Here is a 14,919-nt window from a genome sequence, read left to right as displayed (position 1 = left end):
TAAATGAATATTTTAAATATAGCTATAAATCTATTTAAACTCAGAATTCGTAATAAACTTAGTTTTATACTCATTATATTGATGCCAATTTTAATGATATTTATTATGGGTTATGCTTTAAAACCTTCTTTTGAAGCTAATAACACCATAAAGAAATTTAAAGTGCTTTATGTTAATGAGGATAAGGGCGCTATTGGGAAAGCTTTTGACAATATGCTTCATAATGAGGCTTCAAAATATGTGGATGTAGTAAATACAACTACAACCAGTGTACAATCACAAATTGATAGAGGCAAATATGACGAGGCCATAGTAATTTCAAATAATCTTTCTGCAAGTGTTTTAAAAGGGCAAAAATGCTCAATTAAAATTATAAGCTCCGATAAAGATGAAATTAAAGCTTATGTAGTAAATTCCTTAGTAAATTCTTTTGTTAACTTTACAAATACGCAAACTGCAATACTTAAAAGTTATTCTCATAATTTACCACAAGCCAATATTACTGAAGAAGCACAAAAACTTACAAAGGTGCAATCATTCTATGGAAATACTTTTACCATTCGAAAATTAAACCTAATGTCACCAATAAAAAAATTATCTAGCTACCAGTATTTTACTGCTAGTATGCTACTGTTTTTTATGATGATGTCAGGTATTGGCATTGGTAATAACATTATAAAAGAACGTTCTGAGAAAATTTATACTAGAATTAATTCTTTTCCAGTTAATAAAAGTGAATACCTCCTTGGTCAGATAATTTGTAATGTAACCACCTCTATCTTTCAAGCAATAGCAATTATATTATTTTCTGCATTATTATTTGGAGTTAACTTTGGTAATAATTTTGTTGGAATAGCTATTTCGCTGCTACTTATAATACTGTTATCCTCTTCTTTAGGTGTTTTGTTCTCTAGTATTGTGAATTCACAAAAAGCTCTTAGTACTGGACTTTGTTTAATATTATGGTTTATAGCCTTTATGAGTGGTGGTTTTACACCTGTACCTTCCTTAGAACCTATAGGGAAATTAACATTTTATAGCTGGGGTTTTCATGCTTTAGCTAGCTTTATGACTGGTGGAACTTTTAAAACTGTTACATTTGAACTTACTTCTCTAGCGGTTTTAATAATAGTTTTGTGGACTGCTTCACTAGCTTTATTTAATTGGAGGTCACAAAATGAATAGTTTATTAATAGCTGAAAATATTATAAAAAGAACTTTAAAAAGTAGAAAAGAACTCTTTATTATGCTGTTTTTGCCTATAATTGCCATTGTTATCATGACCTATTTTACGGGTTCCGCCTCTATGGCAAAAATAAATGTAGGAGTTGTTAATTTAGATAAGGGTTTATATTCACAAAAATTTATTAAGGGATTAGGTGATGAGAAAAATATAAACCTTACTACTTTAGATGAAAAAGAAATAAAATCTGCCATCGAAGATTCAAAAGATGTTTCCGTAATTACAATTAAAAATGGATTTTCAAAGGATATTCAAAGTAGCAAAAAGGTTAATGTGGATTTTTATAGTAATGGCGTAAATGAAAATACTGAGAGGATTAAACAAGATGTTAATCAATATATCAGCACACTTTATATGGTTAGTTACAGTGCAAAGGATATTGCTTTAAAAACAAACACAAATGAAAGCAAGCTAATCAATGAATTATTCAATAATATAACCAATGCTAGTCTAGAAACAAATAGTACTGCTCACGGCTCTGCAGATACAAATGCTCTGCAACAAAAACTTATACAATCCGTGGGTTTTTCAATGATGTTTATTATGGTTATAATATTTAATACTATGGGAACTATTATAGATGATAGAAAAAATTTGCTTCTAGCTAGAACTGCAAGCTTTCACGTTAATCTATGGGAAATAGCTCTAGGAAATTTACTCGGAACTCTTATAATAGGCATTATTCAAATAATACCTATCACTTTAGTAATAACTTATGTTTATAAATTACCAATGGGAATTAAAATATGGGGATTGTTTTTTATACTACTATGTTTTATTATTGCAGTAATTGGTATGGCTATTGGACTTTCAGGTATTATAAAGGAAAATTTAAATCCAAGTTTGATCCTTGCCACAGTGAGTTTTCCAACTTGTCTTATTGGAGGCTGTCTAATCCCACAGTCACTAATGCCAAACTTTATGAGAAGTATTGGTTATATAGTGCCTCAAAAGTGGGTATTGTCATCAATTCAAGAACTTTTAGAAGGATCCTCCATATATAAGATTTTTTTTGACCTTATAATAGTATTGATGTTCGGTCTGGCATTTACAACTTTTGGAGTAAAAACAATCAGACCATTAGATGATTAAAATAGTCATTGACAAAAATAAGTAAATGTTTTATTATTAGTAAGTAGTTAAATTTTAACAAGGAGGGGTAGGAATATGAGAATTATATATGCTTTTGTAACAGGCTTTAATTTAATATTTAAAATTTCACAAGATAGCCCTACCTTATCATTCGGATTATAAACCGTAATATTAGACTTTTAAAGTCATGGGCTATCAATTCCATGGCTTTTTTTATTTGCATAATTTCATGTAAATTTTATTGCCATTGGGATGCCATGGCTTTTTTATTTTGAAAAAAATAAAAAAGCTGACAAAATGAATTAGCTAGGGGGAATCATAAATTGAAGAAAATACTTAAATACGTATGGAAATATCACATTTTTATTTTATTACCTTTTGCAGCAATGCTTATAGGTATTATATTAGATCTACTAAATCCTTATCTTACACAGATAATGATAGACAAAATAATAACAGGTAAACAATATAGTCTATTAACTCCAGTTCTTGTTACAATTGGCGGTATCGCAATAGGAAGAGCAATCCTTGGATATATAAAGGAATATGGTTTTGACTGGATGTCTACAAAAGTTGCTATTGATATAAAAGAAGATTTATTTAATCATATTCAAAGTCTTTCTTTTAGCTACTTTGATAGCATGAATACCGGTGAGTTAATGTCAAGAATTGGTGAAGATGTTGATAATATATGGAGAGCTACTGGTTTTGGAGCTGCACTATTCCTTGAGAACGCCATATACTTTATTTTATCTGCAATAATACTTTTTAGATTAAACTGGATACTTGCACTTGTTTGTGTTGCAACAATGCCTATTTTAGCCTACACAACTATGAAACTAGAAAAAGAAATAAATACTGCTTTTGGCAAGATTAGCGATCAGACAGTTATTCTTAATACCACAGCTCAGGAGAATATTGCTGGTGTGAGACTTGTAAAAGCTTTTGCAAGAGAAAAACATGAAATTTTAAAATTTTTAAAGTTAAATAGAACAAATTATGACTTAAATTTAGAAGTAAATCGTATTTGGGCTAAATATAACCCACTACAAGATTTTCTTGGTAATGCATCAACTCTACTTGTAGTTTGCGTAGGTGGTATTTTAGTAATTAAAAATCAAATTACCTTAGGAACTCTAGTTGAATTTAATGGATATGTATGGCTTATGATTTCGCCTATGAGAATGATCGGTTGGATCACAAATGTCCTAGCACAAAGTTCAGCCTCAGCTAAAAAAATCGAAAAAATATTCCAAACTAAAATTGAAATCGAGAGTCCTAAAAATGCATTAACTTTGGATAACCTTAAAGGAGATATTGAATTTAAAAATGTAACCTTTAAATATCACAATGAAATGATTTTAGATAACATTAATCTTAAAATACCTGCTAATAGCACAGTTGCAATAATGGGTACTACTGGTGCCGGTAAATCCTCCCTTATAAACCTTATTGGAAGATATTATGATGTACAAAAAGGCTCCGTTTGTATAGACGATGTAGATGTAAAGGAACTTAATTTAAAATCATTACGAAGAAAAATGGCCATAGTTCCTCAAGATACTTTTCTTTTCTCAGATACTATTGAAAAAAATATACAATTTGGAAAAGCTGATGCAACTCTCGCTGAAATACGAAATGCTTGCAGTGATGCTTGTGCCCTTGATTTTATTGATAAACTTGAAGATGGTTTTGATACTGTTATTGGTGAAAGAGGTATAGGTCTATCTGGAGGACAAAAGCAAAGGCTTTCTATTGCCAGAGCCTTAATTAGAAAATCAAAAATTTTAATATTAGATGATTCTACTTCTGCACTAGACATGGATACAGAATACACTCTGCTTAAAAACCTCTATAAGCAAGTAAGGCAAACTACAACTATTATAATTGCCCATAGAATATCTGCAGTAAAAAATGCTAACATGATAGTCTTTTTAGATGGCGGAAGAATAGTTGAATCTGGAACTCATAGTGAGCTACTTGCTAAAAAAGGCAAATACTACGAAATCTATTGTGAACAATTTAAAGATTTAGATCAAAACGAAAGTGAGGTTATATAATGGCTAAAAATTCTATTAACCAAGATGAAGATTTAAACAAAGTTTCTAATACCGCACTATTAATGCGATTATTTAGCTATTTAAAACCTTATAAATTAAAAGTAGTTATTGTATTAATTCTTTTGATTTATGTAATGTTATGTGGTCTTCTTAATCCTTACCTCTTAAAACTAGCAATTGATAATTATATTTCCCGTAAAGATCTAAATGGCCTAATTACTATATCCGCCGTACTATTTGGTTTTAATATACTATCTATGTTTGCATCAAAAATAAGAATAATCATGATGGCTAAAATAACAAATAAAATAATATTAGAAATTAGACAAGAACTTTATATTCACATTCAAAAACTTTCCTTTTCTTTTTTCGATAACAGACCTATTGGAAAAATACTTGCTAGAGTAATTGGTGATGTAAATTCTCTTCAGGATTTGTTTTCAAACAGTATAACTAATTTTATTCCTGAAGTTTTAACCCTTGTGTGTGTTACTGTTATTATGTTTTCTATGAACGTAAAACTTGCCATTGTATCTATATGTATATTACCATTTTTAGGTTTAACACTGTTTTCAGTGGAGACTTTTTCGAGAAAGAGATGGCAAATATTTAGGCAGAAAAGATCCAATATGAATGCCTATACTCATGAAGATTTTTCTGGTATAAGAGTAATTGAAGCCTTTGCTGAAGAACAAAGGAGCTCAAAAAACTTTTTAACCTTTGTAAATGAGATGATGGATGGTTTTTTAAAGGCAGTAAAACTTAATGATACATTTTGGCCAATAGTTGCTCTGTCTTCTGGTATTGGAACAATTCTTGTATTTTGGTACAGCATAAGTCTTGTAAAAACGGGAAACATTACTGTGGGAACCATGGTTGCCTTTACTTCCTATGTAACAATGTTTTGGAAACCTATTATAGATATAAGTAATTTTTACAATACTCTAATAACAAATTTTGCTGCTGGAGAAAGAATATTTGAAATACTAGACATAGAACCAATGATTACTACTCTTTCAGAGGATAAAATGCCAAAGATAAAAGGAACTGTTGAATTCAAAAATGTAGTGTTTTCCTACGAAGCTGGAGAACCAATTTTAAACAATATAAATTTCAAAATAAATACTGGTGAAACTATAGCCTTAGTTGGTCCAACAGGTGCAGGAAAAACTACTATTGTAAACCTAATAAGCAGATTTTATGATTGCGATTCTGGAAAAATATTAATAGATGGTAAGGACATTAAAAATGTAGAGCTAGAATCCTTAAGAAGCCAAATGGGAATAATGCTTCAAGATACTTTTTTATTTTCAAATTCCATAAAAGATAATATACGTTATGGTAAACTTGATGCTACGGATGAAGAAGTAATTGCTGCGGCTAAAGCAGTTAATGCTCATGGATTTATTATGAAATTAAAAAATGGGTATGATACTGAGGTTAATGAAAGAGGTTCTAGGCTTTCTGTTGGAGAAAGACAACTTATCTCCTTCGCTAGAGCACTTCTGGCAAATCCAAGAATATTAATTCTTGATGAAGCTACTTCCAATATTGATACCCATACAGAAAAGCTTGTCCAAGCTGGTATTAGCAAACTTTTACACGGAAGAACTTCCTTTGTTATTGCTCATAGACTTTCAACTATAAGAGATGCGGATAAAATTATGGTTATTTCAGATGGAAAAATAGGTGAAGCAGGAACCCACGCTGAACTTCTCAAACTTAAAGGACATTATTATGACCTTTATATGGCGCAATATAAGTTTCTTAGCCAGGGAGCTTGACTAACTTAGAATGAGAGTGTTTCAATTTCAAGTGCAACTAAAACTACAAGCTTACAAAACCTAGATTCAATGACAAGCGCAACAACAAAAAAGTAGTGGAGATCATAGTTTCGAAGCCAAAGCATAATTATAAAGGTAGAGTCAAAATGACTCTACCTTTATAATTGTATTTATTCTCACTATCTAAGCCAAACATTAATAAGAAACTCTGAAAATCAATGCAATTTCAGAAATCTTTATTCTGACTTATTCATGGTAGTTTATTTCCTGCTGCTCTATATATTTCATACCATTCCTGCCTTGTTAATTCAATCCTTGAAGCCTGACAAATATCTTTCAAACGACTACTTTTAGTTGTACCTACAATAGTTTGAATTTTAGCAGGATGCCGTAAAATCCAAGCAACTGCAATTGCGGAATTTGTAACACCTTTAATTTTTGCTATTTCATTTATTTTATTGTTTAACTCTGGGAATTTGTCATTATCTAAAAATACTCCTGCAAACATACCATACTGAAAAGGTGACCATGCCTGTATTGTAATGTCCTTAAGTCGGCAATATTCTAGAATACTATTATCTCTATCAATAGAAGCATTGTTTTCCATATTCACATTAAGTCCAGAATCAATCATTCCTGTATTTGTTATACTTAGCTGAAGTTGATTTATAATAATATTTTGTTCTAAATATTTGTTAAGTAACTCTATTTGCATTGGCTTTTGATTGCTCACTCCAAAATATTTAACCTTACCACTACTATGTAACTTTGTAAAAGCTTCTGCAACCTCTTCTGGTTCCATAAGCGTATCAGGTCTATGAAGCAACAATACATCTATATAATCTGTTTTCAAACGTTTCAAGCTTTTATCCACAGAATTTAAAATATGTTCCTTAGAAAAATCAAAATACCCAGGTTGTATTCCACATTTTGTCTGAAGCATATATTTTTCTCTACTGTAATTAGTTGTGCCAATGGCCTCTGCAAAAACTTCTTCTGATTTACCATCACCATAAATATCTGCATGATCAAAAAAATCAATCCCCTGTTCTAATGCAGTGCTGATAAGACTAGCTGCATCATTACTAGTAATCTCGTTAATTCTCATGCACCCTAATGAAATTTCTGATGCACTTATTTCTCCATTTCCAATATTGATTTTTTTCATAATTGACACCTTCCCCTATGTTTATTTGTATCTAAACCTTTACACACATATAATTATAATGGTTATCCAAAATAAAATCCATTAAATAATTGTTACTTAAATGTGAAATAAAAAAACCACAGTAACTCCCAGGTAAACTTACCTAAAAAACTATGGCTTTTAATATATTATTTTTATTATTTGTTAGCTATTTTTTTATTTTTCCTAAAATAACTGTTTGGACGTTGTTTCTTAGAATATTCTTTTTTTCTACTATTGTTATTTTCTGACGCACCCAAAGTATTTGTAACAGTAGTTGAACTTCCCATAGGATAAGGATGATCTTCATTCACTGGTACTGATTTTTCCATGAGTTTTTCAATATCTCTAAGACATTCTTTTTCATCCTGATCACAGAATGAGAATGCAACACCTTCTGCTCCTGCTCTCCCTGTACGTCCAATTCTATGAACATAAGTTTCAGGTACATCTGGTAAATCAAAATTTATTACAAGTGATAAGTCATCTACATCAATACCTCTTGCAGCTATATCTGTAGCAACTAGAACTCTTATTTTCTTTTCTTTAAAATTACTTAAAGCAAGTTGTCTTGCATTTTGTGACTTGTTACCATGAATAGCTTGAGATTCTATTCCCACTTTAGTAAGTTCATCAGTTATTTTATTTGCACCATGTTTAGTTCTAGAAAATACAAGAACTGAATCAAAAGATTTATCCTCTAATAGCTTAATAAGCAAAGCTTTCTTATTGCTTTTTTCAACAAAAAATACTGACTGCTTAATTGTATCAATAGCTAATGCATCAGGAACAACTTCAACCTTTACAGGTTTTATGAGAATTGAATCCATTAATTTTGAAATACTCTCAGGCATAGTTGCAGAAAATAACATTGACTGCCTCTCCCTAGGAAGCTTTGCTATAATTCTTTTTACATCATGTCCCATTCCCATATCAAGCATTCTATCTGCCTCATCAAGAACAAAAATCTCTATATGTTGTAAATTTATATATTTCTGCTGAATTAAATCAAGAAGTCTTCCTGGTGTCGCAATTAAAATATCCACACCTGATCTTAATGCCCTTACCTGTGATCCTTGTGAAACACCGCCAAAAATAGTAGTATTTTTTAATCCTGTGTATTTACCATACGCAGTAAAACTTTCTCCGATTTGGATAGCTAATTCCCTAGTTGGAGCTAATACTAAGGCTTTAATACTTCTATTTCCCTTTTTAAATGTTTGGTCATTGCAAAGAAGTTGTAATGTAGGTATGGCAAAAGCTGCTGTTTTTCCTGTACCTGTCTGTGCACAACCTTCTACGTCATGTCCTTCAAGTAAAGCTGGAATAGTTTGTTCTTGTATAGGCGTAGGATTTGTATATCCATAATCTTTTATAGCCTTCAAGATAGGTTCTATAATATTTAAATTTTCAAATAACATTTTTTCTCCTTTAAGATATAATTTTAAACAACTAAAAACCCCTTAAATATAATAAATATTCAAGGGGTAAATATTAATTAACTAATTAATTAAGCAACTGTAATATTTTCAGCTTGAGGTCCTTTTTGACCTTCAACTACGTCATAAGTAACTTTTTGTCCTTCATCAAGGGATTTATAACCCTCTGAGTTAATTTGTGAAAAATGAGCGAAAACGTCGTTTCCGTCCTCTCCTGTAATAAATCCAAATCCTTTTTCTGCATTAAACCATTTAACTGTACCATTCATAATGTGTACCTCCGAAAAAAATTATTCTTAAACTCATTGTAACAATTCACTAATAAAATCTCGATATCAACATACTATAAATAGTACTAATTGAAATATATTTGTGTTTCATTATTTACTACTAAATTTAAGTCATTCATATAATAACATATAGAAATACAAAAAGCAAGTTATTTGAATATAATTTTATTATACAATACTTTCACTATTAATGCCTTTCGTTTTTTTTAATTCTTTAACACAAAACGGAACTTCATAAGCCAGCATAACAATCCAGCCACCAAGGCAGCTTAGGGCAATCCCTACAACTCCAAATTTTGGTGCTAGTAAGTATGCAAATATTACTCTTCCAACAATTTGCACGAAAGTTGACCTTAATGTAATTTTCAAATCTCCCATTCCTCTGAAATATCCTTGTATTCCATTTGTACACCCTGGAAGAAAATAAAAAAATGCCATCATCTCAAGATATTTTACTCCAAGTTCAACAACTTTGGAGTTTTTATCAGATACAAAAAGGTGCATTATATGTGGTGCTCCAAAAAAAACTATACCTACAATTATGCACCAATATAAAGTTTCAATTTTCATTCCAGACCAAAAACCTTTTTTTAAACGATCAAACTTTTTAGCACCTCTGTTTTGCGCTAAAAACGTGGTCATTCCACTGCTAATACTTTGTTGTGGTGTAAAAGCAAAATCATCAACACGGTTTACTGCATTAAAGGTTGCTATTGCCTCTATGCCAAGTGGATTGACTGCACCTTGGATTAATACTTTTCCAACATAAAGACACGTCTGCTGCATAGCTGTTACCCAGCTATAGCTTATGGTTGTTCGTAGTAAAATTCTATCAAGCACAATTTCTTTTCGTGAAAAACGAAGCATCGGTACTTTCATATAAGCATAGGAAATACATAGTACACTTGAAACCATTTCTGCTGTAACAGTTGCAATAGCGGCCCCAGAAACTCCCCACTTAAGATAAACCACAAAAATTATATCCATTACTACATTTAAAACTGAAGAAATCATTAGAAATATTAACGGTATTTTAGAATCCCCAATGCTCCTAAGTGTTGAAGCATAAACGTTATATAAAAATGTAAATATAAGTCCCAAAAATATAATTCTAAGATAATTTGAAGCTTCAGGAAGTATTTCCTTTGGCGTTCTAATCAGTTCTAACATTGGTTTAGTCATAATTATACAAACAATTATAAGTATTACTGTGAAAATAAGCCCACCTATCATAGTTGTTGAAACTTCACGTTTAAGCTTTTTTATGTTTCCTTCACCAAAATATTGACTCATCAAAACTGAAGCACCCATACAAATTCCCATAATAAAAAACATTACAATATTCATAATTGGATTTGCAATACCAACTGCTGCCAATGCCTTTGTACCAACAAACCTTCCTACTATAATAGAGTCTGCTGCATTATAAGTTAATTGAAAAAAGTTTCCCAGTATTAAGGGCACTGCAAATCTAACTAAATGTTTGGAAATATTCCCTTTTGTCATATCTGTAATCAAAATTAAAGTCACCATCCCATCTTTTATAAAAACATATATATTATTACATCTCAATTTAGATATTTATGCAAACGTGAACAACTCTTTCTTCCTAAGACTTTCTAAATTTATCTATAACTAATTATACACCTATTACAATGTATAATTAGTTATATTTTAGTTTAATGAATACTATAAATTCTTCAACCAATCAATGTCTCCCGCCTGAATAAATGGAATATTCTTTGCTATTTTCTCATTTGTAAAATTCCACCACTCAAGCTTTAGCAAACACGATATTACTTCATCATTAAATCTTTTTTTTATAGCCTTTGCAGGTATGCCACCAACAATTGTATAAGGTGGAACGTCTTTAGTTACCACTGCTCTAGTTCCTACTATTGCACCGTCACCAATTTTAACCCCAGACATTATCACAGCCTGATATCCTATCCAGACATCATTTCCAATAATAATATCACCTTTGTTGTCCCATGCATCTTTTGGTTTTAATGTTTCATCCCATTCTTCACCAAATATAGGAAATGTATAGTTAGATAATGATTTTAACGTATGATTTCCGCTATTCATCATAAATTTCGCACCACATGCAACAGAGCAAAACTTTCCAATAATAAGTCTATCATGGTTAATTGGATAGTGGTATAAAACATTATTTTTTTCAAAGTCTCTAGGATCATTACAAAAGTCATTGTATATTGTAAAATCACCAACTTTAATATTAGTTTTTGTTATGACATTTTTAAGATATATTGTTTCAAAATCATTACTTCTTGGATAAATTTTTTTTGAATTTGGAATAGTCATTTTTACACTCTCCTTTTAAATAAAAATCAGAAAATAACTATTCCGTTTGCAATGCAGATTTTCATTTTTTCACCTCACCTTATTACATTATTTTATATTCTTACCTAGGTAATAAAATCCATTTGATTTATTTCCATTCATTGTGGTATATGTAACTGTTTCTAGCTTAATATCATTATAATCTGATATGATCTCTTTTATCCATTTTATATCATGGTGCCTAAGCACTGCACCCTCTGGCAGTTCAAACACCCCATATTTTTTGTATTTATTTTCATATATTTTATATCTCTTTTCGTTTCTTTCATCTGTATTTAATAAAAAATCATTTATGTATAATATTCCTTTAGGTTTTAGAACCCTTTTTATTTCCTTCATTAGAAAAACTTGTTCTTCATCTTTAGCTATACAAGTTAAAACAGCGAATAAAATTATTGAGTCAAAGCTATTATCTTCATATGGTAAATTTTTGCCTCTCTTTACACATAAATTTAGTCCCGAGAACTGCTCCGTACCTCTTTTTACCATTTTTTCAGAAAAATCTATACCAAATAAATTTTTAAACCCTTGCAAATATAGCTCATTTAATGTCCTGCCATAACCACAACCAACATCCAAAATTTTATCTTCCTTGTCTACAACTTGAGAAAACAATTCAATTTGAAATGGTGTTGTAAAGTTTTTGTCAATAGCTACTCTATCCCAATACTCCTTTTGGTTTTCTATTAACATAATTATAATTTACCTCCTATAATTCAGTATAATAGTTTGTAAACATATTGCTTAAGTATATGTAAATTATATCATATTTTGTACATGCTTATACTATTATTATCCGGCTAGTCTTGTCAATAATATTGCTTTAGAACTTTTAAAAGGATTATCATTTCCCAAAATCATCATAATTTGAGTTTTTTGTATTTTAAAATTGTGTTTTGAAATTAAGAAATTACAAATTTCAGCATTGTAAGTATTGCAATCTATGGATATACTGTCATAGTTGATATTTTTAGCATACTTTGTACAAGCACTTACAATAGAATCTACGGCAACTTTGTAATTCACAGTATTATCTATAATAGCTAATTTTATTTGCAAGTTTTTTGTATTTGTATCTCTTACTGCTTTAGTATGACAGATTACAATGCTATGGACTTTACCATAAGCTTTTACTGTAAAAATAGTACCAAACCCTTCATATTTTATTAGGTGAAGCTCAGAATTCAAATCAAAGTAATGAAATATTTCATTACACATACGTTTTAAATTATCTTTTAAAGTTAAATAATCATGTTCGTTACTTATATCTACTTCATCAACATTATAATCATTGGGTAATGGTAATAAATCATCAAAATTGAGTTGTTTTTTTAAATTCAGTGATAGTCTAAGTGGTGTAAAGCCAAGTCCCATATAAAATCCAACATTGTATTGTGACTCAGGCATAGTATTAAGTCCTATGGTGGACACTTTGTAATTCTCTTTAAGGATTTTTATTGTGTGATTTATTAATGCTTTTCCAATGCCTTTGCCCTGATATTTTGGATGAACTCCAAAAGGACCAAACCAAGCAAATGAGCCACAAAGGTGTATAAAATTATATCCTACCACTGTATTATCTATTTCATATACAAGACTTGAATTATTACTTGCTTCAATATAACCTTCTATTCCTTGTGTTGTTCTTTTTTTATCAGCTTTAAAACTCAATTTATCTATTTCTTTTATCTTTTCAATATCTTCAAATTTCATATTTCTTATCATTTATAGCCTCCTAAATTATGAATTCTTTAAAGCCATCTGCATAATTTGTTGGTATAAATTCAATTATTTCGTATTTTGCAATATTATTTTTATAAAAAGGATCTTGTTTAATTATTAAATTTACCTCTGTTTTATCTTTTGCATTACACAATATTATGCCACCACATCTTGGCTCTTGCCTCCCAGAACATATGAATTTATTTAATGAATAATATTTTTCTAGGTAATTTTTATGGTCATCTAAATTATTCATAACATCTTCAATAGACTTTTTGTATTTTAAAATTATTATAAACATATAATTTATTCCTCCTACAATGTTATTATGGTACAATTATATTGTAAGTCACTAAATTAGCCAATTCAATAATGTAAAAATCATATTGTACTAGTACAATTCAAGGAGATATATGAGTAAATACAATGATATAGTAGATTTTATTAATGCTGAAATTGAAAATGAAAATATAAGCTATGACAAAAAAATGCCTACAATAAGGTATTTGTCCAAAAAATTTAATTGTAGCAAGCAAACAGCTGTACATGCTTATGAAAAACTTCAAAGCCAGCATATTGTATATTCGATACCGCAAAGTGGATATTATTTAGTTGATAAAAAAGAAATTCATACAAATAAAACAAATAAAATAATTAATTTTTCATCAGGTTCACCAGATGAAAGTATATTGCCCTATAAAGATTTTCAACACTGCTTGAATCAAGCTATTGATATATATAAAGTTACCCTTTTTAATTATTCCCCATCTAAAGGACTTACAGAACTTATCATTACTCTAAAAAAGCATTTTGAAGATTATCAGATATTTTGTGAACCAGCGGATATATGTATAACTTCAGGTTCACAGCAAGCAATAAACATACTTTGTACCATGCCATTTCCAAATGGAAAAAGCAATGTGCTTGTAGAACAGCCAACTTATAAAGGTGCTCTAAAGACTCTTGAAATTAGCAAAACTGCTGTTATTGGTATTGAGCGAAAATTTAACGGCATAGATTTTGCTGAGCTTGAAAGAAAATTTGCCTGTGATAATATAAAATGTTTTTACACAATTCCAAGATTTAGTAATCCCCTAGGTGTAAGCTATTCTAATAATGATAAAAAACAAATTTTAGCCTTAGCTAAAAAGTACAATGTTTATATAATTGAAGATGATTATCTTGGAGATTTAGAAGTTAAAAATAATGTTTATCCAATGCATTATTATGATGTTTCTTCTAGAGTGGTATACATAAAAAGTTTTTCTAAGATACTTCTTCCAGGGCTTCGAATTGCAGCGGTAGTACTACCTAAGATTTTAATGAAAACCTTTGAGGAACATAAAAGGTGGATGGATTTAAATACATCAGTTTTATCTCAAGGATCCTTAGAAATTTATATTAAAAGTGGAATGTTTAAAGCTAATAAAAAGAGCATAATAAAAATATATAGCGAAAGGATGTCAGCCTTAAAAGATGCATCAAAACAATTTAGAATTGCTGATGTAAAGTGGCATGTGCCTTACTCTGGTTTTTATGCCTCTATTGAATTTTTAAATAAGATTAATATGAATTGGTTAATTAAAGAATGTGCTAAAAATAACATATGTATTAAAAATATGAAGGGCAACTATTTAGATAATTATTTTAGCAATGGTATTTTAAAAATAAGCGTTGGTAGTTCTAAAATAAGTGATATTAAAACTGGAATTCGTCATATTTCAAAAATACTTTCCTAA

The 14,919-nt window shown here is 29.8% G+C and carries 13 protein-coding genes; 5 read left to right on the top strand and 8 right to left on the bottom strand.

From position 1 onward, the window contains the following. The first annotated feature begins 3 nt into the window (after positions 1–3). From BR66_RS0117200 to BR66_RS0117180, 4 genes are all read left to right on the top strand, one after another. Positions 4–1,185 carry an ABC transporter permease gene (locus BR66_RS0117200; protein WP_026884007.1) on the top strand — a complete coding sequence of 394 codons (1,182 nt, stop codon included), beginning with the start codon at positions 4–6 and terminating at the stop codon, positions 1,183–1,185. After that, the gene (locus BR66_RS0117195) at positions 1,178–2,335 is read left to right on the top strand and encodes an ABC transporter permease (protein WP_026884006.1); all 1,158 of its coding nucleotides are present in this window, start codon (positions 1,178–1,180) and stop codon (positions 2,333–2,335) included. Before BR66_RS0117200 ends, BR66_RS0117195 begins: the two co-directional genes overlap by 8 nt. A gap of 323 nt (positions 2,336–2,658) precedes the next feature. Beyond that, a complete protein-coding gene (locus BR66_RS0117185; protein ID WP_026884005.1) occupies positions 2,659–4,395 on the top strand; it encodes an ABC transporter ATP-binding protein in 1,737 nt (578 codons plus the stop codon). After that, complete coding sequence (locus tag BR66_RS0117180; protein WP_026884004.1) at positions 4,395–6,179, top strand: ABC transporter ATP-binding protein; 1,785 nt, start codon at positions 4,395–4,397, stop codon at positions 6,177–6,179. Before BR66_RS0117185 ends, BR66_RS0117180 begins: the two co-directional genes overlap by 1 nt. A gap of 250 nt (positions 6,180–6,429) precedes the next feature. Here the strand turns inward: BR66_RS0117180 and BR66_RS0117175 are convergent, their stop codons facing one another. The 8 genes from BR66_RS0117175 to BR66_RS0117140 form a co-directional block, all read right to left on the bottom strand. After that, positions 6,430–7,347, bottom strand: coding sequence for an aldo/keto reductase (locus BR66_RS0117175; protein ID WP_026884003.1), 918 nt, complete (start codon positions 7,345–7,347; stop codon positions 6,430–6,432). 176 nt (positions 7,348–7,523) lie between these two features. After that, positions 7,524–8,786 (bottom strand): DEAD/DEAH box helicase, encoded by a 1,263-nt coding sequence (locus tag BR66_RS0117170; RefSeq protein ID WP_026884002.1) that lies wholly within the window; start codon positions 8,784–8,786, stop codon positions 7,524–7,526. An 89-nt stretch (positions 8,787–8,875) separates the two neighbouring features. Further along, a complete protein-coding gene (locus tag BR66_RS0117165) occupies positions 8,876–9,073 on the bottom strand; it encodes a cold-shock protein (protein WP_026884001.1) in 198 nt (65 codons plus the stop codon). A gap of 189 nt (positions 9,074–9,262) precedes the next feature. Beyond that, complete coding sequence (locus tag BR66_RS0117160; protein ID WP_026884000.1) at positions 9,263–10,612, bottom strand: MATE family efflux transporter; 1,350 nt, start codon at positions 10,610–10,612, stop codon at positions 9,263–9,265. Between the two features lie 171 nt (positions 10,613–10,783). Continuing rightward, a complete protein-coding gene (locus tag BR66_RS0117155) occupies positions 10,784–11,419 on the bottom strand; it encodes a CatB-related O-acetyltransferase (protein WP_026883999.1) in 636 nt (211 codons plus the stop codon). An 87-nt stretch (positions 11,420–11,506) separates the two neighbouring features. Continuing rightward, positions 11,507–12,151, bottom strand: a complete 645-nt coding sequence (locus BR66_RS0117150) for a class I SAM-dependent methyltransferase (protein ID WP_035796493.1) — start codon at positions 12,149–12,151, stop codon at positions 11,507–11,509. Positions 12,152–12,250: 99 nt separating this feature from the next. Beyond that, entirely contained in the window at positions 12,251–13,183 is a 933-nt protein-coding gene (locus BR66_RS0117145; protein WP_026883997.1) for a GNAT family N-acetyltransferase, read from the bottom strand. A gap of 10 nt (positions 13,184–13,193) precedes the next feature. Continuing rightward, a complete protein-coding gene (locus tag BR66_RS0117140; protein WP_026883996.1) occupies positions 13,194–13,481 on the bottom strand; it encodes a YciI family protein in 288 nt (95 codons plus the stop codon). Between the two features lie 112 nt (positions 13,482–13,593). Here BR66_RS0117140 and BR66_RS0117135 point away from each other — a divergent pair, with 112 nt between their 5' ends. Beyond that, positions 13,594–14,919, top strand: a complete 1,326-nt coding sequence (locus BR66_RS0117135; RefSeq protein ID WP_026883995.1) for an aminotransferase-like domain-containing protein — start codon at positions 13,594–13,596, stop codon at positions 14,917–14,919.

The organism is Clostridium akagii DSM 12554, assembly GCF_000686725.1.
Classification (GTDB): Bacteria; Bacillota; Clostridia; order Clostridiales; family Clostridiaceae; genus Clostridium_I; species Clostridium_I akagii.
Note: the sequence above shows the minus strand (reverse complement) of the source record. Positions and strands in the feature narration are given on the sequence as shown.

What these genes read in the sequence shown, in the direction of transcription:
- BR66_RS0117200 (WP_026884007.1), top strand. Translation starts at nt 4, where the DNA reads ATGAATATTTTAAATATAGCTATAAATCTATTTAAACTCAGAATTCGT.
- BR66_RS0117195 (WP_026884006.1), top strand. Translation starts at nt 1,178, where the DNA reads ATGAATAGTTTATTAATAGCTGAAAATATTATAAAAAGAACTTTAAAA.
- BR66_RS0117180 (WP_026884004.1), top strand. Translation starts at nt 4,395, where the DNA reads ATGGCTAAAAATTCTATTAACCAAGATGAAGATTTAAACAAAGTTTCT.
- BR66_RS0117175 (WP_026884003.1), bottom strand. Translation starts at nt 7,347, where the DNA reads ATGAAAAAAATCAATATTGGAAATGGAGAAATAAGTGCATCAGAAATT.
- BR66_RS0117170 (WP_026884002.1), bottom strand. Translation starts at nt 8,786, where the DNA reads ATGTTATTTGAAAATTTAAATATTATAGAACCTATCTTGAAGGCTATA.
- BR66_RS0117165 (WP_026884001.1), bottom strand. Translation starts at nt 9,073, where the DNA reads ATGAATGGTACAGTTAAATGGTTTAATGCAGAAAAAGGATTTGGATTT.
- BR66_RS0117155 (WP_026883999.1), bottom strand. Translation starts at nt 11,419, where the DNA reads ATGACTATTCCAAATTCAAAAAAAATTTATCCAAGAAGTAATGATTTT.
- BR66_RS0117150 (WP_035796493.1), bottom strand. Translation starts at nt 12,151, where the DNA reads ATGTTAATAGAAAACCAAAAGGAGTATTGGGATAGAGTAGCTATTGAC.
- BR66_RS0117145 (WP_026883997.1), bottom strand. Translation starts at nt 13,183, where the DNA reads ATGATAAGAAATATGAAATTTGAAGATATTGAAAAGATAAAAGAAATA.
- BR66_RS0117140 (WP_026883996.1), bottom strand. Translation starts at nt 13,481, where the DNA reads ATGTTTATAATAATTTTAAAATACAAAAAGTCTATTGAAGATGTTATG.
- BR66_RS0117135 (WP_026883995.1), top strand. Translation starts at nt 13,594, where the DNA reads ATGAGTAAATACAATGATATAGTAGATTTTATTAATGCTGAAATTGAA.